The 19194-nt window shown below is 68.2% G+C and carries 23 protein-coding genes; 7 read left to right on the top strand and 16 right to left on the bottom strand.

Annotation, left to right across the window (positions count from 1 at the left end; translation table 11 throughout):
• Positions 1-141 precede the first annotated feature (141 nt).
• Complete coding sequence (locus QN347_RS11720; protein ID WP_322161134.1) at positions 142-2298, bottom strand: sodium-translocating pyrophosphatase; 2157 nt, start codon at positions 2296-2298, stop codon at positions 142-144.
• Between the two features lie 112 nt (positions 2299-2410).
• Positions 2411-3361 carry a thiamine-phosphate kinase gene (gene thiL, locus QN347_RS11725; RefSeq protein ID WP_322161132.1) on the bottom strand — a complete coding sequence of 317 codons (951 nt, stop codon included), beginning with the start codon at positions 3359-3361 and terminating at the stop codon, positions 2411-2413.
• A gap of 192 nt (positions 3362-3553) precedes the next feature.
• On the opposite strand from thiL, the gene QN347_RS11730 reads away from it, so the two are divergent.
• Entirely contained in the window at positions 3554-4216 is a 663-nt protein-coding gene (locus QN347_RS11730) for a hypothetical protein (protein WP_323494032.1), read from the top strand.
• Between the two features lie 110 nt (positions 4217-4326).
• Here QN347_RS11730 and QN347_RS11735 read toward each other — a convergent pair whose 3' ends face one another.
• The 6 genes from QN347_RS11735 to hisG form a co-directional block, all read right to left on the bottom strand.
• Positions 4327-4728, bottom strand: a complete 402-nt coding sequence (locus tag QN347_RS11735) for a hypothetical protein (RefSeq protein WP_322161128.1) — start codon at positions 4726-4728, stop codon at positions 4327-4329.
• Positions 4729-4734: 6 nt separating this feature from the next.
• Entirely contained in the window at positions 4735-6102 is a 1368-nt protein-coding gene (locus QN347_RS11740; protein ID WP_322161126.1) for a S41 family peptidase, read from the bottom strand.
• Between the two features lie 158 nt (positions 6103-6260).
• Positions 6261-6437, bottom strand: a complete 177-nt coding sequence (locus QN347_RS11745; protein ID WP_133191783.1) for a DUF4169 family protein — start codon at positions 6435-6437, stop codon at positions 6261-6263.
• 2 nt (positions 6438-6439) lie between these two features.
• The gene (nusB, locus tag QN347_RS11750) at positions 6440-6910 is read right to left on the bottom strand and encodes a transcription antitermination factor NusB (RefSeq protein ID WP_133191784.1); all 471 of its coding nucleotides are present in this window, start codon (positions 6908-6910) and stop codon (positions 6440-6442) included.
• Positions 6911-7185: 275 nt separating this feature from the next.
• Positions 7186-8472, bottom strand: coding sequence for a histidinol dehydrogenase (gene hisD / locus QN347_RS11755; RefSeq protein WP_322161124.1), 1287 nt, complete (start codon positions 8470-8472; stop codon positions 7186-7188).
• A 46-nt stretch (positions 8473-8518) separates the two neighbouring features.
• Positions 8519-9181, bottom strand: coding sequence for an ATP phosphoribosyltransferase (hisG, locus tag QN347_RS11760; protein WP_133191786.1), 663 nt, complete (start codon positions 9179-9181; stop codon positions 8519-8521).
• Positions 9182-9244: 63 nt separating this feature from the next.
• On the opposite strand from hisG, the gene QN347_RS11765 reads away from it, so the two are divergent.
• Complete coding sequence (locus QN347_RS11765) at positions 9245-10345, top strand: DUF2332 domain-containing protein (RefSeq protein WP_322161122.1); 1101 nt, start codon at positions 9245-9247, stop codon at positions 10343-10345.
• A 22-nt stretch (positions 10346-10367) separates the two neighbouring features.
• Here QN347_RS11765 and QN347_RS11770 read toward each other — a convergent pair whose 3' ends face one another.
• The 5 genes from QN347_RS11770 to QN347_RS11790 form a co-directional block, all read right to left on the bottom strand.
• Entirely contained in the window at positions 10368-11255 is an 888-nt protein-coding gene (locus tag QN347_RS11770; RefSeq protein ID WP_322161121.1) for an alpha/beta hydrolase, read from the bottom strand.
• Between the two features lie 121 nt (positions 11256-11376).
• Positions 11377-12279, bottom strand: coding sequence for a pirin family protein (locus QN347_RS11775; RefSeq protein WP_322161119.1), 903 nt, complete (start codon positions 12277-12279; stop codon positions 11377-11379).
• Entirely contained in the window at positions 12276-12719 is a 444-nt protein-coding gene (locus QN347_RS11780) for an NUDIX hydrolase (protein WP_322161117.1), read from the bottom strand. The genes QN347_RS11775 and QN347_RS11780 overlap by 4 nt, the downstream gene beginning before the upstream one ends.
• Positions 12716-13447 (bottom strand): glutathione S-transferase, encoded by a 732-nt coding sequence (locus QN347_RS11785; RefSeq protein ID WP_322161115.1) that lies wholly within the window; start codon positions 13445-13447, stop codon positions 12716-12718. The genes QN347_RS11780 and QN347_RS11785 overlap by 4 nt, the downstream gene beginning before the upstream one ends.
• Complete coding sequence (locus QN347_RS11790) at positions 13444-13758, bottom strand: BolA family protein (RefSeq protein WP_322161113.1); 315 nt, start codon at positions 13756-13758, stop codon at positions 13444-13446. Before QN347_RS11790 ends, QN347_RS11785 begins: the two co-directional genes overlap by 4 nt.
• A gap of 40 nt (positions 13759-13798) precedes the next feature.
• On the opposite strand from QN347_RS11790, the gene QN347_RS11795 reads away from it, so the two are divergent.
• On the top strand, positions 13799-14419 hold the full coding sequence (locus QN347_RS11795; protein ID WP_322161112.1) for a J domain-containing protein: 621 nt from the start codon (positions 13799-13801) through the stop codon (positions 14417-14419).
• A gap of 24 nt (positions 14420-14443) precedes the next feature.
• On the opposite strand, the gene QN347_RS11800 is transcribed toward QN347_RS11795, so the two are convergent.
• The 3 genes from QN347_RS11800 to QN347_RS11810 are packed head-to-tail and all read right to left on the bottom strand — an operon-like array spanning position 14444 to position 16344.
• Positions 14444-15220: a VOC family protein gene (locus tag QN347_RS11800; protein WP_322161111.1), complete on the bottom strand. Its 777-nt coding sequence runs from the start codon at positions 15218-15220 to the stop codon at positions 14444-14446.
• Positions 15221-15233: 13 nt separating this feature from the next.
• On the bottom strand, positions 15234-15887 hold the full coding sequence (locus QN347_RS11805; protein WP_322161110.1) for a glutathione S-transferase family protein: 654 nt from the start codon (positions 15885-15887) through the stop codon (positions 15234-15236).
• Between the two features lie 25 nt (positions 15888-15912).
• Positions 15913-16344, bottom strand: coding sequence for a VOC family protein (locus QN347_RS11810; protein ID WP_322161108.1), 432 nt, complete (start codon positions 16342-16344; stop codon positions 15913-15915).
• A gap of 80 nt (positions 16345-16424) precedes the next feature.
• On the opposite strand from QN347_RS11810, the gene QN347_RS11815 reads away from it, so the two are divergent.
• From QN347_RS11815 to mce, 4 genes are all read left to right on the top strand, one after another.
• A complete protein-coding gene (locus QN347_RS11815) occupies positions 16425-17102 on the top strand; it encodes a winged helix-turn-helix transcriptional regulator (protein WP_323494033.1) in 678 nt (225 codons plus the stop codon).
• Positions 17103-17172: 70 nt separating this feature from the next.
• Positions 17173-18195 (top strand): cobaltochelatase subunit CobS, encoded by a 1023-nt coding sequence (gene cobS, locus QN347_RS11820; RefSeq protein WP_189676010.1) that lies wholly within the window; start codon positions 17173-17175, stop codon positions 18193-18195.
• Positions 18195-18749: a hypothetical protein gene (locus QN347_RS11825; protein ID WP_322161104.1), complete on the top strand. Its 555-nt coding sequence runs from the start codon at positions 18195-18197 to the stop codon at positions 18747-18749. The genes cobS and QN347_RS11825 overlap by 1 nt, the downstream gene beginning before the upstream one ends.
• Before the next feature lie 10 nt (positions 18750-18759).
• Complete coding sequence (mce, locus tag QN347_RS11830; protein ID WP_322161102.1) at positions 18760-19194, top strand: methylmalonyl-CoA epimerase; 435 nt, start codon at positions 18760-18762, stop codon at positions 19192-19194.

Below are 19194 nucleotides of genomic sequence, written 5' to 3' on the forward strand. Positions count from 1 at the left end.
GGGGGGTGTGGGGGCCCCGCCTCACACGGGTTTGGGTTGGGGGCCCCCCCCCCCCGGGGGGGGGGGCGGCCCCCCCCCCGGGGGGGGGGGGGGGGGGGGGGCCCCCCCCCCCGGCCGGTCGCGCCTGCTAGGGCTTTCGCCCTAGCCTGCGCTCGCAGCCAAGGCTGCGAGCAGCAGCAGCGCGACAATATTCGTGATCTTGATCATCGGATTAACCGCCGGCCCCGCGGTATCCTTGTACGGATCCCCCACGGTATCGCCCGTCACCGCCGCCTTGTGCGCCTCCGAGCCCTTGCCGCCATAATGCCCGTCCTCGATATATTTCTTGGCATTGTCCCACGCGCCGCCGCCGCTCGTCATCGAGATCGCGACGAACAGCCCCGAGACGATCACCCCGAGCAGCATCGCGCCCAAGGCCGCGAAGCCCTCGGCCTGGCCCGCCACGCCGCGGATCACGAAGAACACCAGGATCGGCGAGAGCACCGGCAGCAGCGAGGGGACGATCATCTCCTTGATCGCCGCCTTGGTGACGAGATCGACCGTGCGGGCGTAATCGGGGCGGCTGGTGCCCGCCATGATGCCGGGGTTTTCGCGGAACTGGTGGCGCACTTCCTCGACGACCGCGCCCGCCGCGCGGCCGACCGCGGTCATCCCCATCGCGCCGAACAGATAGGGGAGCAACGCGCCGAGTAGCAGCCCGACGATGACGTACGGATTCGACAGAGCGAAATTGACCGTGAGATCGGGGAAATCGCGCGCGAGGTCCGAGGTGTAGGCGTTGAACAGCACGAGCGCGGCGAGCGCCGCCGAGCCGATCGCATAGCCCTTGGTCACCGCCTTGGTGGTGTTGCCGACCGCGTCGAGCGCATCGGTGCGGTGGCGGACGTCGTCCGGCAGCCCCGCCATCTCGGCGATCCCGCCGGCATTGTCGGTCACCGGGCCGTAAGCGTCCAAAGCGACGACCATCCCCGCCTGCGCGAGCATTGCGGTCGCGGCGAAGGCGATGCCGATCACGCCGGCGAGCTGATACGCCGCGATCACCGCGACGACGATGACGAGCGTCGGCAGCGCGGTCGATTCGAGGCTGATCGCAAGGCCCTGGATGACGTTGGTGCCGTGGCCGGTCTGCGACGCCTTGGCGATGCTGCGGACGGGTCTGAAGTTGGTGCCGGTGTAATATTCGGTGATCCACACCAGCAGTCCGGTGACCGCGAGCCCGACCATCATCGACCAGAACAGCTCCCAGCCGGTGAAGGTCGCCGCCGCGACGCCGGCGGCGGCAACCTGCGTCCCGCCGTCGAGGAAGGCGTTGCCGCCGATGATCGCGCTCATGTCGCCGAGCACATAGCGCGTGACGAGGTAGATCGCCGGGATCGACAGCAGGATGCTGACCCAGAACCCCTTGTAGAGCGCGCCCATGATCGACTGGCCGCGCCCGAGGCGGACGAAATAGGTGCCGATGATCGAGGTCAGGATGCACACCCCGCCGACGATCAGCGGGAGCGTCATCACCTGCAGCAGCGCATCGGCCTGGCGCAACGCGAGCGCGACCGAGATCATCGTCACGCCGATCGTGACGACATAGGTCTCGAACAGATCCGCCGCCATGCCGGCGCAATCGCCGACATTGTCGCCGACGTTGTCGGCGATGGTGGCGGGGTTGCGCGGGTCGTCCTCGGGGATGCCCGCCTCGACCTTGCCGACGAGATCGGCGCCGACATCGGCCGCCTTGGTGAAGATCCCGCCGCCGAGGCGCGCGAAGATCGAGATGAGCGAAGCACCGAACGCGAGTGCGGTGAGCGCCTTCACCACCACCGGCGCGCCGGCATCGGCGCCGTTCGGCCCGGCGAGGAACCAGAAGGTGCCCGAGATCGCGAGCAGCCCGAGGCCCGCCACCAGCAATCCGGTGACCGCGCCCGAGCGGAACGCCATCGTCAGGCCGCCCTGCAGCGAGGTCCGCGCGGCTTCCGCGGTGCGGACGTTGGCGCGGACCGAGATGTTCATGCCGACATAGCCCGCCACGCCCGACAGCACCGCGCCGAGCGCGAAGCTCACCGCCGACACGGGGGTGCGCATCCCGTCGAGGAAGAACCAGACGAGCGCGAGGACGATCACCCCGACGATCGCGATCGTGCGGTATTGCCGGCCGAGATAGGCTTTCGCGCCTTCCTGGATCGCGGCGGCGATGTCCTGCATCTTGGCGTTGCCCGCGGGCGCTCGGAGGACCTGGGCGGAGGTGAGGAGGCCGTAGGCTACGGCAAGCAAGCCACAGATGATGGCGGCATAGACGATCGTCATGCGTGTCCTTTCCCATGGATTATCGGTGGGACGGTACGCGACGGCGGCCCCCACGCTTGCCCGGCAGAGTAACGCGGCGGCGGGGCTTGGCAAGCGGCGTGGTTCGGGCGGGTTAGCCCGCGTGCTGATAGCCGAGCGCGCCGGGGAGCGACAGCGGCGCCCCGGCGTCGTGTAGCGTCAGGCCCGCGCCCGACGCGAACACGCCGATCCGCGTCGCGGGGGCGGCGGGGGCGCGGTGCGGCGCGAGTGCGAAAAGCAATTGATAGTCGTCCCCCGCGGTCGCCGCGGCGCACCGCGCGGCGCGGGTGTCGCCGGCCTGCGCGCGGTACGCGTCGGACAGCGGGATCGCCGCGAGGTCGATCGTGACGGCGAGCCCGCTTGCCGCCGCCATCCGCTGCGCGTCGATCAACAGGCCGTCGGACACGTCCATCATCGCATGGACCTGCGGGGCGAGCGCTTGACCTGCGGCAAGCTGCGGCTGCGGGCGGCGATAGGCGGCGAGCAGCTCTGCGGGGCCTGGCTGGCCGTGCGCGATGGCGAGCCCTGCGCCGGCATCGCCGATCGTGCCGGTGACCCAAAGCGCGTCGCCGGCCTGCGCGCCGCTGCGCGTCGGCGCGTGTGCGGCGTCGCCGAGCGCGGTGAGCGTGATGACGCGCGGGGCGTGGGCGGGGAGCGAGACGGTGTCGCCGCCAAGGATCGGCGCGGCGAAGGTGATGAGCGCGTCGGCGAGGCCGGCGAGGAAGGCGCTGTCCCAGTCTTCGCTCGGCGAGGCCTCGCCCACTGTCGCGTCGCCTGGAGGGGGGACGGCAGCGCTTCGCAGCGGGTAGTTGAGCATCACCCCGACGGGCACTGCGCCCTTGGCGGCGAGATCCGACAGGTTGGTCGCGACCAGCTTCCAGGCGACGTCGCCCGGCGGATCGCCGGCGAGGTAGTGCACGCCTTCGACCAGCGTATCGCTCGTCAGCACGAGCCGCCCGAGCCGCGCGGCATCGTCGCGCAAGCCCAGCGCGCCGGGATGGAGCGGCAGCGCGCGCACCGCGGCGAGGAAATCGGCTTCGGTCATGCGCGCCGGTCTAGCCGGAGTGGGCGCGGATGTCTGCTTTTGGTGGGGAGCGGGCCGACCCGTTCTTAGCAGCGGTTTCTAAAGAGCGGACATTCGTTCATGTGTGGTATGAGGCCGCAATAGCACCTACTTGTCTCAGAAATAGGCCCGAGGAGGGTCATTGATGCACTGAAATCGGAGATCGTTTGAGCATTGATGCTGGCAGTCAGGTACGGCACTATCCGCGGAGGGAACGCGGGGATTACGGTGGCGGAAAAACCTGGCGAGCAACGGACGCCTACTGATGCCGAAGTTCGGATCATCATGTTTCAAACCATGGAGCAGATGTTTCTGCACACCCAGGCTAACACCGCCCTATTGCAGGCCATCGAAGGTCGTCTAGCGGGTATAGAAGCGGGCGGAAATGCCGTCGCGGGCGTCGTCGACGAGAATGAAACACGCGTTGAAACCGAGCGCGCGGTTGCGGTGCAGAAAGAGTTGATTAATCACATTTTCGACAAGAGCCACCAGTATGTGACGATCATTATCGCAGGTGCCTTCGCGGCCTACTTCACTACGTTGGGTGTGATTTCTCCGAAGTTCAAAGATGCAGAGTTGCTCGTATCTGCCCTATTGATGACTTTTAGCCTGACTGTCTTCGTCATGTGGGAGATATTGAATATCTTCTATATCGGTCACCACACGTTCAAGGGCGACCTTGGTGTGATAACGAAGCAAACCCCGTGGCTTCGACGCGGCTGGTATCTCGCGATGATTGCGACGCTTGGTACGGCCCTTCCTTCGATTGGCCTATCGCTGTTCGTCTACCTTCGTGGCTTGGGCGTCGGAACGATGCTTACCACCCTCTTTTCGTAGGGGTTGCACCGTAGAAATGGTCCTGAACGACTGACCGCTTTCGCGCAGTGCGGTTAGCGGCGCGAATGACGGGCATTGGTCGCCTGCTGCCCGACCGCTTTATCGCAGGCCTAGCGTCCAAGCCACCATGCCGTGGCGGCGAAGAGACCGACAAGGAAAGCTATACCAAGAAGCACCATTGCCACCGCTGCCAACCAAGCTGCGATACGACCGTAGTTTTCATCGACGTACCCTACGACGGCTTCAGCAATCGCAATGAATAAAACGTCTTCCATCATCGGGTGGTAGCACCGCAACGAATGACCGCAACTGGGCGATTTGAGACCGACCGCTTTGCCGCCTGATCGCTGCCGGTCGACTTTCAGGCGCTGCTCGCGCGGTCTCGAGGGCGACACGGCGATACGGGGTGGAGACCGCCCGGCCGCTTTGGGGAAGGCGGATGGCGATCGCCGACGCTGCGCGGCGTTGCCGCCTTTCCCGGAAAGGATGCCGAAACGGGAAGGCAGGATCATGCCCGCTCAGCGCGGAGGCGACAGGCTCTGCACGACCCGCCGGATCATCGTCTGGTGATCGGGATCGAAGGGCGGCAAGGATCGCGCGGGATCGATGCCGACACCTTCCTGCGACCGGCCAGCGGGATCGCGATAGTCCTCGGCCGGCAGCATCAACGTCCAGCCATTCGGCAAAGGCTTGGCGAGCTGATCGGACAGCGCGCCGCGCGTTGTTCCGCCGATCTGCCTCACGTTTGGCAGCGCCCGCATCGCCAGCGTGAAGGTTTCGCCCGCACTGACCGTCACGTCGCTCGTCAGCAGCGCGACCGTGCCGAGATACCGGACGCGATCGCTCGGCACGACTTCGAACCGCTGATAGGCGCCCTTCGCGCCGACCGCTCGTTTCGAGAAGGCTAACCGGCGTTCGCTCGCGAACCGACCGGCGATGTGGAGGCTGATCGCATCATACCCGCCGCGGTTGTTGGTCACGTCCACGATCACCCCCGGAAGCCCTTGAAAGGCGGTGAGGGCATCATCGAGCGCCGGGTCCAGTGCGTGCATGTCGTCGGGTGGAGCATCCTTGTCGAACGCACCCATCGCCACGATGTTGAGGTAGCCGATCCGACCCGTCGTGCCCCAGAGGATGCGGCGGTTCGCGACGTGATGCCCGCCGCCGTCGAGCAGACCGGTAATCCCCTCGCGATAGGATTTGGACCAGGCTCGCTCCCTCTCGGCGGGATCGGCCCCCAATGCCGGGTTGGCTCGTGCGCTCGATATGGTTGGCGCTTCACCGCCTTCGAAAGCGTGATCGACACCGGCGATCGTGGCCTGCAAGCCCACATGCGCATCGTCGAGTCGCGCGAGCGCTTGGGTCGCGCGCTGGAAAAAGCCGAGGTCGGGGGGTGAAGTGACCGGAGTGGCAAGGGCAGCGGTGAGCGTGCCCAACGTTCGTCCGCGTCGGCCGAAGCCGGGATACAGATCGGCAAAGGTGGCTGCGATCACCTCGCCAAGATCGTGCGCCGTCCAACTTCGTTGCACGGTGCAGCGCCGCGGAAGCGCGGCAATACGATCGAAGCCATAGTGCGTCTGGTCGGCCGAGGCGGCGAATACGATGTGCGTCGGGCTTATGATCGACACACGCCGATACGTATCGTCGTCGGTATCGCCGGTTGGATCACGATAACAGAACGCGCCGGCGACGTGATACAGCGTGCGCGCCCCGCCGTGCACCACGAGGATATGCCCGTAGCCGCGGGATCGCCAAACACCGTCGGCAGCCTTACCCGCTGTTGCCATCGGCACCCATGGGCCGGCCAAGGCGGGAGACATGCCCGCTGCGACGAGCGTCGCACACGCGGCATATCGGATGAGCTTACCCGTCAGTGTCACCGCCATCGCCTTTTCCTCGAACCATAAGCGCGGTGTCTTGCTGCGGCAATACAGTTACGGATGTTTTGCTTTCCCAAACTCTGTGCCCGAGCTCGCATCCTCCTCCCGCGTGGCCGCGAGGCGAGCGGAAGCATGGGGATCGCCCGGCGGTCGCGACCGCAGGGTCATTCCTCGCGTTTGGCTCCGTCGAGCGCGCGTTCGGCGCGTGCCGCGTCGTGCGCTGTCGCGGCGCGTTCGGCCTTGCTGCGGCCGAACGCGGCGCGGTTGGTGGCGGCGGTCGTCTCGGCGGTGTCGCGGGCGCGGGCTTTCCGCGCGCGGCGGAGGTTGACGACCTCGCCCATGGTCAGGCGCGGACGTCCTTGGCGATACCGTCGAGCAGGCCGTTGACGAAGCCCGCCTCGCGCTTGTCGAAGAAGGCGTGCGCGACGTCGACATATTCGGTGATGACGGTGCCGACGGGCACGTCGGCGCGCGCGAGCAGCTCGTAGGTGCCGGCGCGGAGGATCGCGCGCATCGCCTTGTCGAGCCGCGCGAGGTTCCAGCCCTTGGCGAGCTTGGCGGCGATCGTCGTGTCGATCTCGGCGAGGCGCGCCTCGGTGCCCTTTACGACGTCGTCGAAGAAATCGACCTCGGGCTCGGCATATTCGGCGTCTTCGATCGTCGCCCCGAGGCGGTGGTTGTGGAACTCGTTGAGCAGCTGCGCGACGGGCGTTGCTTCCATGTCGTGCTGGTACAGCGCCTGGACGGCGGCGAGACGGGCGGCGGCGCGCGCTTTGGAGCGGGCGGCCGTGCGGGGAGTGGCGTGGGAGGACATGGGCGGGCGCCATAGGGGAAAAAGCGGGGAACGGGAAGATTGGTGTGTGGGGGCCTGTTACCTCCTCGGGGAAGAGAGGCGCTGGCGGATCAGTGCGCGCGCAGGGTTGCCCCGCAAGCCTCCCCTCCCTGGAAGGGAGGGGGCGGGGGTGGGTCGGCCCGTAATCGGGCGTGACGCGCGCCATAGATGCGGCGGCGACACCGCTTGCGTCAGAGCGCCGCGCGCCCGGGAGGCCGACCCACCCCCAGCCCCTCCCTTTCAGGGAGGGGAGGAGGTTAGGGGAGCCGGAGCGCGACCGATCTTGCGTGGGCGGGGAGGCCTTCGGCTTGCGCCAGCGCTACCGCGGCTGGGCCGATCGCGGCTAGGCCTTGCGGCCCGAGCTGCAGGAAGCTCGTGCGCTTCATGAAATCGAGCACCGACAGCCCGCTGGCAAAGCGCGCACGGCGCCCGGTCGGGAGCACGTGGTTCGGCCCGGCGACGTAATCGCCGATCGCCTCGGGCGTGTGGCGGCCAAGGAACACCGAGCCGGCGTGGCGCAGCTTGTCGAACAGCGCTTGCGGATCGTCGCATGCCAGTTCGAGATGCTCGGCGGCGAGGCGGTCGACCAGTGGGAGCGCCTCTTCGAGCGTGCGCACGACGATGATCGCGCCGTTCGCGTCCCACGCCGCGCGCGCGACCTTCGCGGTTGCGAGCGTCTCGATCTGGGCGTCGACCGCGGCGGCGACGGCGTCGGCGAATTCGGCCGAGTCGGTGAACAGGATCGACTGGCTGGTCGGGTCGTGCTCGGACTGGCTGAGCAGATCGGCGGCGATCCAGTCGGCGCGGTTCTGGCCGTCGGCGACGACGACGATCTCGGACGGACCTGCGACCATGTCGATGCCGACGACGCCGTAGAGCTGGCGCTTGGCCTCGGCGACCCAGGCGTTGCCCGGGCCGGTGATGACGTCGACCGGGCGGAGCCGATCGGTGCCGTAGGCGAGCGCGGCGATCGCCTGCGCGCCGCCGATCCGCCACAGCTCGTCGACGCCGACGATGTGCGCGGCGGCGAGCACCAGCGGGTTGACTTCGCCATCGGGGGTCGGCGTGACCATGACGATGCGATCGACGCCGGCGACCTTGGCGGGGATCGCGTTCATCAGCACCGAGCTCGGATAGGCCGCGCGGCCGCCGGGGATGTAGATCCCGGCATGTTCGATCGCGTTCCAGCGCGCGCCGGTGCGGATGCCGTTGGCGTCGGTGCTGTCGGTGCCCTGCGGCTTCTGCTTCTCGTGATAGGTGGCGATGCGCTCTGCCGCGAGCTCGAGCGCGGTGCGGAGGTCGGGGGCCAGGCCGTCATACGCGGCGCGCCATTCGCTGGGGTCGATCTGCCAGCCGGTGGTGTCGAGATCGTGGCGGTCGAAGCTCTGTGTATAGGCGTGGACCGCGGAATCGCCCTCGTCGCGCACGCGCGCGATGATCGCGCGGACGTCGCGCGCGACGTCGGCATCGGCTTCGCGGCGGGCGTTGACCAGCGTGGTGAAGTCGGCGGCGAAGGTGGGCGATGTGGTGGTGAGCTTGATCATAAGATGCTCCCCTCCTCCCTTTCAGCGAGGCGAGTCGTAAAGGCGCTCATGCCGCCATCTCCTGTGCAACAGCCTGCCGGAACGCCTCGACCAGCGGTACGACTTCGCCACGCGTCTTGAACGCCGCGCGGTTGACGATCAGCCGCGAGGTGACCTCGCAAATCACCTCGACCTCGACCAGGCCGTTTTCCTTGAGCGTGCGGCCCGACGACACCAGATCGACGATCCGCGGCGCGAGGCCGAGCAGCGGCGCCAGCTCCATCGCGCCGTTGAGCTTGACGCACTCGGCCGACACGCCGCGGCGCGCGAAATGCGCTTCGGTGACGTGGGGGTATTTGGTCGCGACGCGGACGTGGCTCCAGCCGCGCGGATCGTCGTTCGCGGCCATGTCGGCGGGCTCGGCGACCGACAGGCGGCAATGGCCGATGCCGAGATCGACCGGCGCGTAGAGTTCGGAATAGTCGAACTCGGCGAGCACGTCGGACCCGACGATGCCGAGCTGCGCCGCGCCGTGCGCGACGAAGGTCGCGACGTCGAACGCGCGGACGCGGATGAGGTCGATTCCGGGGGTGTTGGTAGTGAAGCGCAGCGCGCGGCTGTTCTCGTCGCTGAACGCGGCTTCGGGGACGATTCCGGCGCGTTCGAGCAAGGGGATCGCTTCGGCGAGGATGCGGCCCTTGGGGACGGCGATGATGATCGGGTCTGCCATGGCGCGGGCTTTACTTGGCGGCGGGGGTGGGCGCAACAACGCGACCGACGGAGAAAATCGATCATGGCCGATGAGCAGACCAATCGTGACGCGTTCCGGATCCAGCAGCGTTATTGCGAGGCCAATGCCGCGCCGGTCTATGCCCGGATGTGCGCGGCGCTCGTCGACGGGCTGACGCGGCGATCGGTCATCGGGGCGCGGGTGCTCGACTGGGCGGGCGAGCCGACGCGCGATGCCTTGCCGTTGCGGCTGTTCGGGGGACTGCATGCGCTGGTGCAGGCGGGGGACGATGCCGGGTTGGCGGCGGTGTATCCGGGGGCGGTGACCGATACGCGCGCTATCCTCGCGACGATCGAGCGCGTGCTGGTGGAGCATGAGGCAGCGTTGCTGCCGTGGCTCGACGGGCCGCCGCAGACCAACGAGCCGGGGCGGTCGGCGGCGCTGCTGCTCGGATTGCTCGAGATTGCGCGGGCGTGCGGGTCGCGCGTGGAGGTGCTCGAGATCGGGTCGAGCGCGGGGCTCAATCTGCTGATCGGGCGGTATCGCTTCGATCTTGGCGGCGTGGCGTTCGGGCCGACCGACTCGCCTGTGACGATCACGCCGCGCTGGAGCGGGCAGCCGCCCGATCCGGTGCCGCTCGAGATCGTGTCGGTGCGCGGGTGCGACGTCGCGCCGATCGATGCGACCGATCCGGCGGTGGCGGCGCGGCTCGCGGCCTATGTCTGGCCCGAGACGCCCGAACGCCTCGCGCGGGTGCGCGCGGCGGTGGAGATGGTGCGCGCGCATGGCGTGGCGCTCGCGCGGGCGGATGCGGCCGACTGGATCGAGGCGCGGCTCGCCGAGCCGCAGGCGGAAGGCGTGACGCGCGTGCTGATGCATTCGGTGGTGTGGCAGTATCTGCCCGAGCCGGTGGCCGAGCGCGTGCGCGTGGCGATGGCCGCAGCGGGCGCGCGTGCGACGGTCGAGCGCCCGCTTGGCTGGGTTGCGATGGAGCCCGATCGGTCGGTGGGGCACCAGGTGGTGCGGGCGCGGTGGTGGCCGGGGGGCGCGGAGTGGACGACGGTGGCGACGAGCCATGCGCATGGGGCGTGGATCGATACGGGGGCTGGCGCGGGGGCTGCGCCGCTGGTGGATTTGCCCGCGGCGGCGCAGGTCAGGGTTTGATCCTCCCCGTGCCGGGGAGGGTTTAGGCGGCCTCCCATTCATTGATCGCAGCGACGATCGCGTCGGGGTTCTCCCACGGGACGAAATGCCCGGCATCGACCTTTACCAGCGTGAGATCGGGCACCAGCGTGTCGAGCCCCTCGAGCTGGCTCGGCAGCAGCGCGGCGTCGCCGAGACCCCACACCACCAGCGTCGGCTGCGTCACCGGCGGGAACGCGCCGTCGAGGAACGCCGGACGCGGCGGCGTCTCGTCCATTGCCGGCACCAGAATCGGGCTCGCGCGGTACCAGTTGAGCATCGCGGTCATCGCGCCGGGTTGCGACCATTGGTCGAGATAGACCGGCTTTTCATCGGCGATCTTTGAGAAATCGGTGTGGCGCAGGAAGCTGCTGTCGAAGAAATTCGAGAGCCCGATGCTGTCGATATAGGTCTCGAACCCGGGATTGCGGAAGGCGGTGATGTACTGGCTCGCCTCACGCTGCGCCATGTCGTCGAACAGCGTGCGCTGGAAGACGAAGGGGTGCGGCGCGTTGACGATGACGAGGCGGGTGATGCGGCCGGGGTTCTGCAGCGCCGCCATCCACGCGATCGCGCCGCCCCAGTCGTGGCCGACGAGCGTGAAGGTGGTCAGCCCGAAATGGTCAGCGAGCGCGAGCAGGTCGGCGACCATCTTGTCGGGGGTGTAGTCGCCAATCGCGGCGGGCTTGGAGGAACGGGCGAAGCCGCGCTGGTCGGGGGCGATGACGAAATGATCGGCGCTGAGCTGCGGGATGACGTGGCGCCAGGTGCGGTGCGATTCGGGGAAGCCGTGGAGCAGGATGATCGGCGGGTGCGCAGGGTTGCCGGCGGTGGCGACATCGAGCTCGACGCCTGTCGGGAGGGCGATTCGGTTCAGGGTGAAAGCGGTCATTTTGATACTCCCCTCCCGCTTGCGGGAGGGGTCGGGGGTGGGCGCCCGGCCTCCACGTGCGGTTCGTTTCGATAGCGCGAGCCCACACCCAGCCCCTCCCGCAAGCGGGAGGGGAGAGGCATTACGGATAGCTGACCGTCTTTGGCACGGCCGGAATCGGGATCCACTCCTTGTCGTCGCCGGCCACTTTCGGAAACTCGCCCGCGGTCCAGGCGCGCTTGGCCTCGTCGATCCGGTCGCGGCGCGAGGAGACGAAGTTCCACCAGACGTGGCGCGGCGTGGTGAACGCCTCGCCGCCGCACAGCATCGCGCGTGCGCCCGTCGTCGAGCGCAAGGTGGCAGTGATGCCGGGCTTGAGCACGTAGAGCGTCATCGGCTCGAGCGTCATGCCGTCGAGCGTCGCCTCGCCGAGCGCGATGTAGAGCGCACGTTCGTCGGCCTCCGCATCGATCGGAATCGATCCGCCCGCGTCGAGCACGATGTCGGCGTAGATCGTCTCGGCATAGGTCGTGGTCGGTGCGGTCGCGCCCCAGAGGCTCCCCATCACGACGCGTGCGCGGGCGTTCGAGACCTCGACCGTCGGCAGATCGGCGCGCGCGACATGCTCGAACGCGGGCGCCATTTCCTCGTCCTGCTCGGGCATGGCGAGCCATGTCTGGATCCCCGATAGCTCAGGCCCGTCGGCGCGCGCCGCGTCGGGGGTACGCTCGGAATGGACGATGCCGTTCCCCGCGGTCATCAGATTGACCGCGCCGGGCTCGATCACGACGTCGCTGCCGAGCGAATCGCGGTGGCCAAGCGCGCCGCCGAACAGATAGGTGACGGTCGACAGATTGATGTGCGGGTGCGGCCGCACGTCGATCCCTTCGCCCATGCCGAGCCGTGATGGGCCCATCTGGTTGAAGAAGATGAACGGCCCGACCATCGTGCGCGGGCGCGAGGGGAGCGTGCGGTGGACCTTGAAGCCACCGAGATCGTGCGTGACGGGCGTGATCGTCTGCAGGATGAGGTCGTCGTTGGTCATTCGGAGCCCTCCAGCGCGTCGAGGATCGCGGGGAGATCCTCGGGGAAATAGGGTTCGGTGGCAGCGGCGAGATCGGCGCGCGTGAACCAGTGGAAGCGCGTCATCACGCGCTGTTCAAGCGCGGTATGGCCGCTCGTGTCGACCGCATCGTGCGGCGCGCGGACGCGGAAGTAGCGCTCGTCGGCGCTGACTTCGACGCCCTCGATCGTCAGGAACTCGACATGGCGTTGCAGCACTTGCGGCCCGCAATCGAGCTCGAGCCCGGTCTCCTCGCGCAGCTCGCGGCGCGCGGCGGCTTCATAGCTCTCGCCGGGATCGACCGCACCGCCCGGCGTACACCAGAAGGGCGGGCGATCGTCGGGATCGAAGCGGAACAGCAGCACGCGATCGGCTTCGTCGAGCAGCAGGATGCGCGCCGCCGGGCGGGGGACGCGGCTCATGCCCGCTCGTCTCCGGCGGCGTCGAGCTCGGGATAGTGGCGGAAGATGCCCTGCTCGTTGAACGCGATGCGCCGGTCGCTCTCGAGATAGGCGCGGATACCCGGCAGTGCGGCGACCTGATCGTGGCTGCGGAGCACCGCCGGATACGCGCCCTCGATCGCCGCCATCCGCTTGGGGAACATGTAGCGCAGGCCCTCGACCAGCTGGAACAGCGAGGTGTCGCCATAGCTCCAGCGATCGCCGATCAGCCATTCGCCGGGATTGGCCTTCGCCGCGCGTTCGAAATAGCCGAGGAACTTGGGGATGCGATCTTCGCGGAACGCGGCCGCGGCGATCAGCGCTGCGTCCTGCTGGTCCTCGTAATAGGCGTTGCCGTCGAGCGGGTGATGGACGTTGTGCGCCTCGGCGACGACATCGGCGATCGTCAGCTGGAGCTGGTTGAGCCACAGCCGGTCGGCGATTGTTGCGCCCCCGATATGGTGCTGGTCGCCGAGGTAGAGCAGAATGTTGGCGACTTGCGCGATCACCATTCCGTCGAGTTCCAGATACGGCGGCGCGAACGGCCCGCGCGCCGCCGCGTGGCGTTCCATGTCGTCGAGCAGCGCCTCGGCGCCGTGCTGCCGCGCGCAATCGTCATAGCCGATCCCCGCCGCTTCGAGCGCGAGCCGGACGAACTCGCCGCGGCCCTGAAGGTCGGGCCAGTACCACAGCTTGTAGCGCGCGCTCATTCGCCCGGCGCCCGTGCGCGGATCGCAAGCGCGTGGATGCGGTCGCGCAGCAGATCGGCGAGCGCGGTGTTGACGAGGCGCTGCCGCGCGACGCGCGACAGGCCGGCAAAGGCGGCCGATTCGACGCTCACGCTGAAATGCGATTCGCCGGTGCCGTCGTCGCCGAGATGGCCGGCATGCTGCGCGCTGTCGTTCGACACGTCGAGCGCGGTGGGGGCGAGCGCGGCGACGAGGCGCTCGCGGATCTCATCGACGAGCGGGCGCGGGGGTGCGCCAGGAATCGGGGCGGGGGCGGTGGCAGGGTCGGTCATCGCGCCTATATAGGCCGTTTTTGCAGTTAGGGAGCCCCGCGTGGCGCGCGAGGACGACAAGAAAGATGGCGCGAGAGAGCGGCCCGCCCCGCGCTTCCACGGCCGGGTCGAGGGGACCGGGCGCGTGTGCGAGGAACCGGGGTGCGACGAAGCGGGTGAATTTCGCGCGCCGGCGGGCGATTCGCCGCGGATGAGCGGCGACGGGCCGCGGCCGTATCGCTGGTTCTGCCTCGACCATGTCCGCGCGTTCAACGCGCGCTATAACTTCTTCACCGGGATGAGCGCCGAGGAAATCCACGCGCAGCAGCGGCCGTTCGCGGGATGGGAGCGCGAGACGCGGGCGTTTGCGCATTCGGGCGCCGACGTGCCGCCGAAATGGGGCGATTTCAGCGATCCGCTCGATGCGATCGGCGCGCGCTTCCGGCGCGCGGCCGAGCCGGCGCGCAAGGACGGGCGGCCGTTGTCGGAGGTCGACCGGCGGTCGCTCAAGGTGCTCGGGCTGGCGGCGGATGTCGACCGGCGGGGGTTGCGCGAGCGCTATGCCGAGCTGGTGCGCAAATATCATCCCGATCGCAACGGCGGGGACCGCGGTTTCGAGGCCAAGCTGCAGGAGGTGATTGCCGCCTATACGCAGCTGAAGGGTGCACCGGCGTTCGCGTGATGCGGCCGGGCGCGATCGCGACGCTCAGCCCGCCGCCCCCGGACCGACCACGCCGAACACGACGCCGTGCGGATCGCTCGCGACGATGATGCGGTCGCCGCCGGGCACGTCCATCGGACCCGACAAGACGCTGCCGCCCGCCTCGGCCACGCGCACGACTGCGGCCTCGATATCGGGCGCGCGGAAATAGAAGCGCCAGCCGGGGTGCCGCGCTTCGCCGGCATGCCGCATCGTCGCGCCGAAGGTCTGCTCGCCGACCGCGATGAAGCGGTACTCGCCGATCGGGCCCATCGGCATCACGTCGGGATAGCTCCAGTGGAAGATGTGGCGGTAGAAGGCGTCGCCGGCGTCCTGATCGGGGGTGATCAGCTCGTTCCAGTTGCATTTGCCCATGCCGCTGCGGTCATAGGCGGTGCTGTCTTCGTCGCTGTCGCCGCGCATGATGTAGAACGGAATGCCCTGCGGATCGGTGACCATCGCCATACGGCCGACGCCGGGGATGCTCCACGGGCCCATGAGGACCGCGCCGCCGACAGCCTTGATCGCCTCGGCCGAGGCATCGACATCGTCGACTCCGAAGTAGCACAGCCAGCCGGGCCTCGCCCCGCCTGCGGCCATTTCGGGCGTGAGCCGCATCACGCCGCCGACGAGTCCGTGGCCGGTCTCGATCATGCGATAGTCCATGTCGGGGGCGAGTTCGCCGATCTGCCAGCCGATGACATGATCGTAGAACGCTTTCGACGCGGGCGGATCGGCGCTGTGCAATTCGTACCAGATCGGCGTGCCATGCAGGTTGGTCATCGCTCGGGCTTCCTCATACGGCGGGGACGGCTTGCTCGGCGTACACCGCGAGCTGGTCGGCGAGCGCGCGTTCGAAGGCGGGCCGCGCGGTGCAGCGCGCGAGATAGGCGGCGAGCGTCGGGAGGCCTTCGAACAGTTCGTCGGTCGGGCCGATGCGCAACACTGCTGCCATCATCAGGTCGCCGACGGTGAAGGCGTCGCCGCCGAGATAGGGCTGGTCGCCGAGCGCCGTCGCCACCCCGCCGAGCCGCGCGCGCGCCGTTTCCAGGACGCTCGGGCGGCGTTGCGCCGACCACGGCTTGTCGGCCTCGAACAGGTCGCAGCGCACCAGATCCATCACCGCCGGCTCAACCGAATTGAGCGCGGCGATGACCCATTGCTCGGCGATCGCGCGGCCTGCGGCATCGTCGGGGAGCAGCCCCGCGCCGCGACGCGCGATGTGCAGCACGATCGCGCCCGATTCGAACAGCGCGACGCCGTCGTCGCGATAGGTCGGCACCTGGCCGAAGGGTTGCAGGCGGCGATACTCGGGCGTCTTGGCGTCGCGGATCAGATCGACCGTGTAGCGCTCGCCAATTTCCTCGAACGCCCAGCGCGCGCGAAGATCGCGGACCTGGCCGCGCGCAAATTTGGGTACCCAGGCAAAGGTGGTGATGGTCGGAGTCATCGATACCGCTCCTCGATTGGCCGGATCAGTCGGCGAGCGCCGCCTCGGGAGGCGCCGCGGGCGCGGCCGCCGCGTCCATCCAGAACGGCCCGAAGCCATGGCCGTCGGGATCCTCGACCCCGCGCGAATACATAAAGCCTTCGTCTTCGGCGCCGTGGACTTCGCGCCCGCCCGCCGCGATCGCGGCGGCGGCGAAGGCATCGACCGCTTCGCGCGAATCGAGCGCCAGCGCGAAGAGCGGGCCGCCGGTCGCGCGCGCATCGCCCGGCGGCTTGGGCGAAATGCCGCGATAGACCGGGTGGCTGAGCAGGTTGAAGGTGATCGTGTCGGACCACGCCATCGATGCGGCGTCGGCGTTGGAGAAAGCGTGATTCTTGGTGCAGCCGATCGCCTCGTAAAAGGCGGTGGACGCCGCGACGTCGGCAACCGGCAGGCTGATGAAGATCCGCTGTGTCATGGCGCCACTCTCCGGTGCGATTCGACGTTTGCAAAGGATGCTGTCGATAGTTACAAATTGCAACCATGAAGTTAGCAAAAGTGACTGATGCACCCGATGGGACAATCAAGCGCTGGTATGACGATGCGTGCGGCACCGCGCTCGCGCTCGAATTCGTCGGCGAGCGCTGGTCGCTGCTGGTGATCCGCGAGTTGCTGCTCGGCCCGCGGCGCTTCGGCGAGATCCGCAGCGGATTGCCGGGGCTGAGCGCGAACGTGCTGACGCAGCGGCTGCAGGGGCTCGAGGCGGCGGGCGTGCTGACGCGCGAGACGCTGCCGCCGCCGGCCAATGTGCAGGTCTACGCCTTGACGCCGTGGGGCTATGAAGCCGAGCCGATCGTCATGGCGCTCGGCCGCTGGGCGCTGCGCTCGCCCGCGCACGACCCGTCGCTGCCGTTCTCGCGCGTCGCGCTGATGCTCGCGCTGCGGATGATGTTCGATCCCGCAAAAGCAGAGGGCTTTGCCGCGCGGATCGGATTTTCGCTGGGGAACGAGCGCTATGTGGCGGCGATCGGCGATGGCGGTCTGACGCTCGCCCGCGACGGGACCGCGCAAGCGGACGCGGTGCTGGCCGGCGAGCCCAACGAGTTCTTGCCCGCTTTGTTCGGAACGACGCCGCTCGCCGCGGTGGTCGCTGGCGGGCGGCTTGCGGTCAGCGGCGACGTGGCGCTGGCCGCCCATTTCTGCACGCTGTTTGCGCTACCCGCCAAGATTGCATGAAACTCGCGTCTCGACTTGGCGCGATCCGACCGGCTAGGGAGGGACGACCTTCTTGCAGAGCATTTTCAGCATGACCACGATTCCGAACACCCAGCCCGACAGCCGCGAGACGACGATCCTCGACGCGCCCGACCAGATGAAGAAAGTCCGCGACCTGTTCGGGATCGATTCGGACATGGAAGTCCCGGCCTTCTCGCTCGCCGACGAGCGCGTGCCCGATCTCGACCCGGCCTATGTCTTCGACAAGGACACCACGCTCGCGATCTGCGCTGGCTTCGCGTTCAACCGCCGCGTGATGGTGCAGGGCTATCACGGCACGGGCAAGTCGACGCATATCGAGCAGATCGCGGCGCGGCTGAACTGGCCGTGCATCCGCATCAACTTGGACGCGCATATCAGCCGCATCGATCTCGTCGGCCGCGATGCGATCGTCTTGAAGGACGGCCAGCAGGTCACCGAATTCAAGGAGGGTCTGCTGCCGTGGGCGCTGCAGACGCCGACCGCGCTCGTGTTCGACGAATATGACGCGGGCCGCCCCGACGTGATGTTCGTGATCCAGCGCGTGCTCGAGACCGAGGGCAAGCTGACGCTGCTCGACCAGAACCGCGTGATCCGCCCGAACCCGTTCTTCCGCATGTTCGCCACCGCCAACACGGTCGGCCTCGGCGATACGTCGGGCCTGTATCATGGCACGCAGCAGATCAACCAGGGCCAGATGGACCGCTGGAACATCGTCGTCACGCTCAACTATCTGCCCGCCGCGGTCGAGGCGCAGATCGTGCTCGCCAAGTCGGGCGAGTATGACCAGCCCGAGGGCAAACGCCAAGTCGACAACATGGTGCGCGTGGCCGACCTCACGCGCCGTGGTTTCATGAACGGCGACATCTCGACCGTGATGAGCCCGCGGACCGTTATCACCTGGGCGCAGAACACGCTGATCTTCGGCGATGTCGGCTTCGCGTTCCGGCTGTCGTTCCTCAACAAGTGCGACGAAACCGAGCGCAGCCTGGTCGCGGAATATTACCAGCGCGTGTTCGGCAAGGATCTGCCCGAGAGCGTCGTCGGTGCAGCCCCCAAGGCTGGCGCAAAGTGATGTTGGCGCTGCTCCTGCTCCAGGCGGCAGCGCCCGCCGCTCCGGCGACGCCGGCACCCTGGGCGGTGCAGACGCGCCCGAGCGGCAAGACGATCGCGACCTCGAGCTCGGCCTGGTCGACCGACAACAGCGCGCGGCTCGTGGTCCGCTGCGACACCACGGGCGAGAAGATCGTCTCGCTCCAGTTCATCCCCAAGGCCGGCTTTGCCGCCGCGTTGCCGCGGCCGGTGTCGATCAATGTCGATGACGGCGGCTGGCTCGGCACCAACTGGCAGTTCCCGGGGAGCGGCGCGTTCATCAGCGACGATGTCGTCGTCACCAATCTCGCAGCGATGATCGCGGGGGGCAAGTCGATCCGCGTGCGGGTGATCGATCCCGACAACAAGCCGGTCGATGCGGTGTTTGTCGGACCGGGGCCAGCACCGATCCGGCAAGTGCTTTCGGCGTGCGGCTATGAATTCGGCAAGGCGCCGGCGCGCGTCTTGGCACCCGCGACGCGCGTGCCCGCCGATCCGGCGACGGCCAAGAAAGCCCCTGCTCCCGAAGACGAATAAGGCCGTTACGATGACCGATTCCGCCGCCACCACGCTTGGGCGCCTCAACCATGTCGGCGTCGCGACGCCCTCGATCGAACGCTCGATCGCGCTGTATCGCGACTTGCTTGGCGCGACGCAGATCGGGGAGCCGTTCGACCTGCCCGCGCAAGGCGTGAAGGTCTGCTTCATCGACACGCCCAACACGCAGATCGAGCTGATCGAGCCGTATGATGAGAGCTCGCCGATCGCGGGGTTCCTGCGCAAGAACCCGGCGGGCGGGCAGCATCACGTCTGTTTCGAGGTGCCCGACATTCACGTCGCGGTTGCCGATTTGCAGGCCAAGGGCGCGACCGTGCTCGGGACCCCGCGGATCGGCGCGCATGGCACGCCGATCGTGTTCGTCCATCCCAAGGACATGGGCGGGCTGCTGGTCGAGCTGATGGAGACTCCTGCGCACGGCTAG

The sequence above is a fragment of the Sphingomonas sp. 10B4 genome, from assembly GCF_035019905.1.
In the GTDB taxonomy this organism is placed as follows: Bacteria; Pseudomonadota; Alphaproteobacteria; order Sphingomonadales; family Sphingomonadaceae; genus Sphingomonas; species Sphingomonas glacialis.

Bases quoted from the DNA above. Each gene is read 5' to 3' on its own strand.
- QN347_RS11810 (WP_322161108.1), bottom strand. From the start codon at position 16,344: ATGACACAGCGGATCTTCATCAGCCTGCCGGTTGCCGACGTCGCGGCG.
- nusB (WP_133191784.1), bottom strand. From the start codon at position 6,910: ATGTCCTCCCACGCCACTCCCCGCACGGCCGCCCGCTCCAAAGCGCGC.
- QN347_RS11780 (WP_322161117.1), bottom strand. From the start codon at position 12,719: ATGAGCCGCGTCCCCCGCCCGGCGGCGCGCATCCTGCTGCTCGACGAA.
- cobS (WP_189676010.1), top strand. From the start codon at position 17,173: ATGACCACGATTCCGAACACCCAGCCCGACAGCCGCGAGACGACGATC.
- QN347_RS11805 (WP_322161110.1), bottom strand. From the start codon at position 15,887: ATGACTCCGACCATCACCACCTTTGCCTGGGTACCCAAATTTGCGCGC.
- QN347_RS11790 (WP_322161113.1), bottom strand. From the start codon at position 13,758: ATGACCGACCCTGCCACCGCCCCCGCCCCGATTCCTGGCGCACCCCCG.
- QN347_RS11800 (WP_322161111.1), bottom strand. From the start codon at position 15,220: ATGACCAACCTGCATGGCACGCCGATCTGGTACGAATTGCACAGCGCC.
- hisD (WP_322161124.1), bottom strand. From the start codon at position 8,472: ATGATCAAGCTCACCACCACATCGCCCACCTTCGCCGCCGACTTCACC.
- QN347_RS11785 (WP_322161115.1), bottom strand. From the start codon at position 13,447: ATGAGCGCGCGCTACAAGCTGTGGTACTGGCCCGACCTTCAGGGCCGC.
- QN347_RS11720 (WP_322161134.1), bottom strand. From the start codon at position 2,298: ATGACGATCGTCTATGCCGCCATCATCTGTGGCTTGCTTGCCGTAGCC.
- QN347_RS11745 (WP_133191783.1), bottom strand. From the start codon at position 6,437: ATGGGCGAGGTCGTCAACCTCCGCCGCGCGCGGAAAGCCCGCGCCCGC.
- QN347_RS11825 (WP_322161104.1), top strand. From the start codon at position 18,195: ATGTTGGCGCTGCTCCTGCTCCAGGCGGCAGCGCCCGCCGCTCCGGCG.
- QN347_RS11735 (WP_322161128.1), bottom strand. From the start codon at position 4,728: ATGATCCTGCCTTCCCGTTTCGGCATCCTTTCCGGGAAAGGCGGCAAC.
- QN347_RS11775 (WP_322161119.1), bottom strand. From the start codon at position 12,279: ATGACCAACGACGACCTCATCCTGCAGACGATCACGCCCGTCACGCAC.
- QN347_RS11765 (WP_322161122.1), top strand. From the start codon at position 9,245: ATGGCCGATGAGCAGACCAATCGTGACGCGTTCCGGATCCAGCAGCGT.
- hisG (WP_133191786.1), bottom strand. From the start codon at position 9,181: ATGGCAGACCCGATCATCATCGCCGTCCCCAAGGGCCGCATCCTCGCC.
- mce (WP_322161102.1), top strand. From the start codon at position 18,760: ATGACCGATTCCGCCGCCACCACGCTTGGGCGCCTCAACCATGTCGGC.
- thiL (WP_322161132.1), bottom strand. From the start codon at position 3,361: ATGACCGAAGCCGATTTCCTCGCCGCGGTGCGCGCGCTGCCGCTCCAT.
- QN347_RS11740 (WP_322161126.1), bottom strand. From the start codon at position 6,102: ATGGCGGTGACACTGACGGGTAAGCTCATCCGATATGCCGCGTGTGCG.
- QN347_RS11770 (WP_322161121.1), bottom strand. From the start codon at position 11,255: ATGACCGCTTTCACCCTGAACCGAATCGCCCTCCCGACAGGCGTCGAG.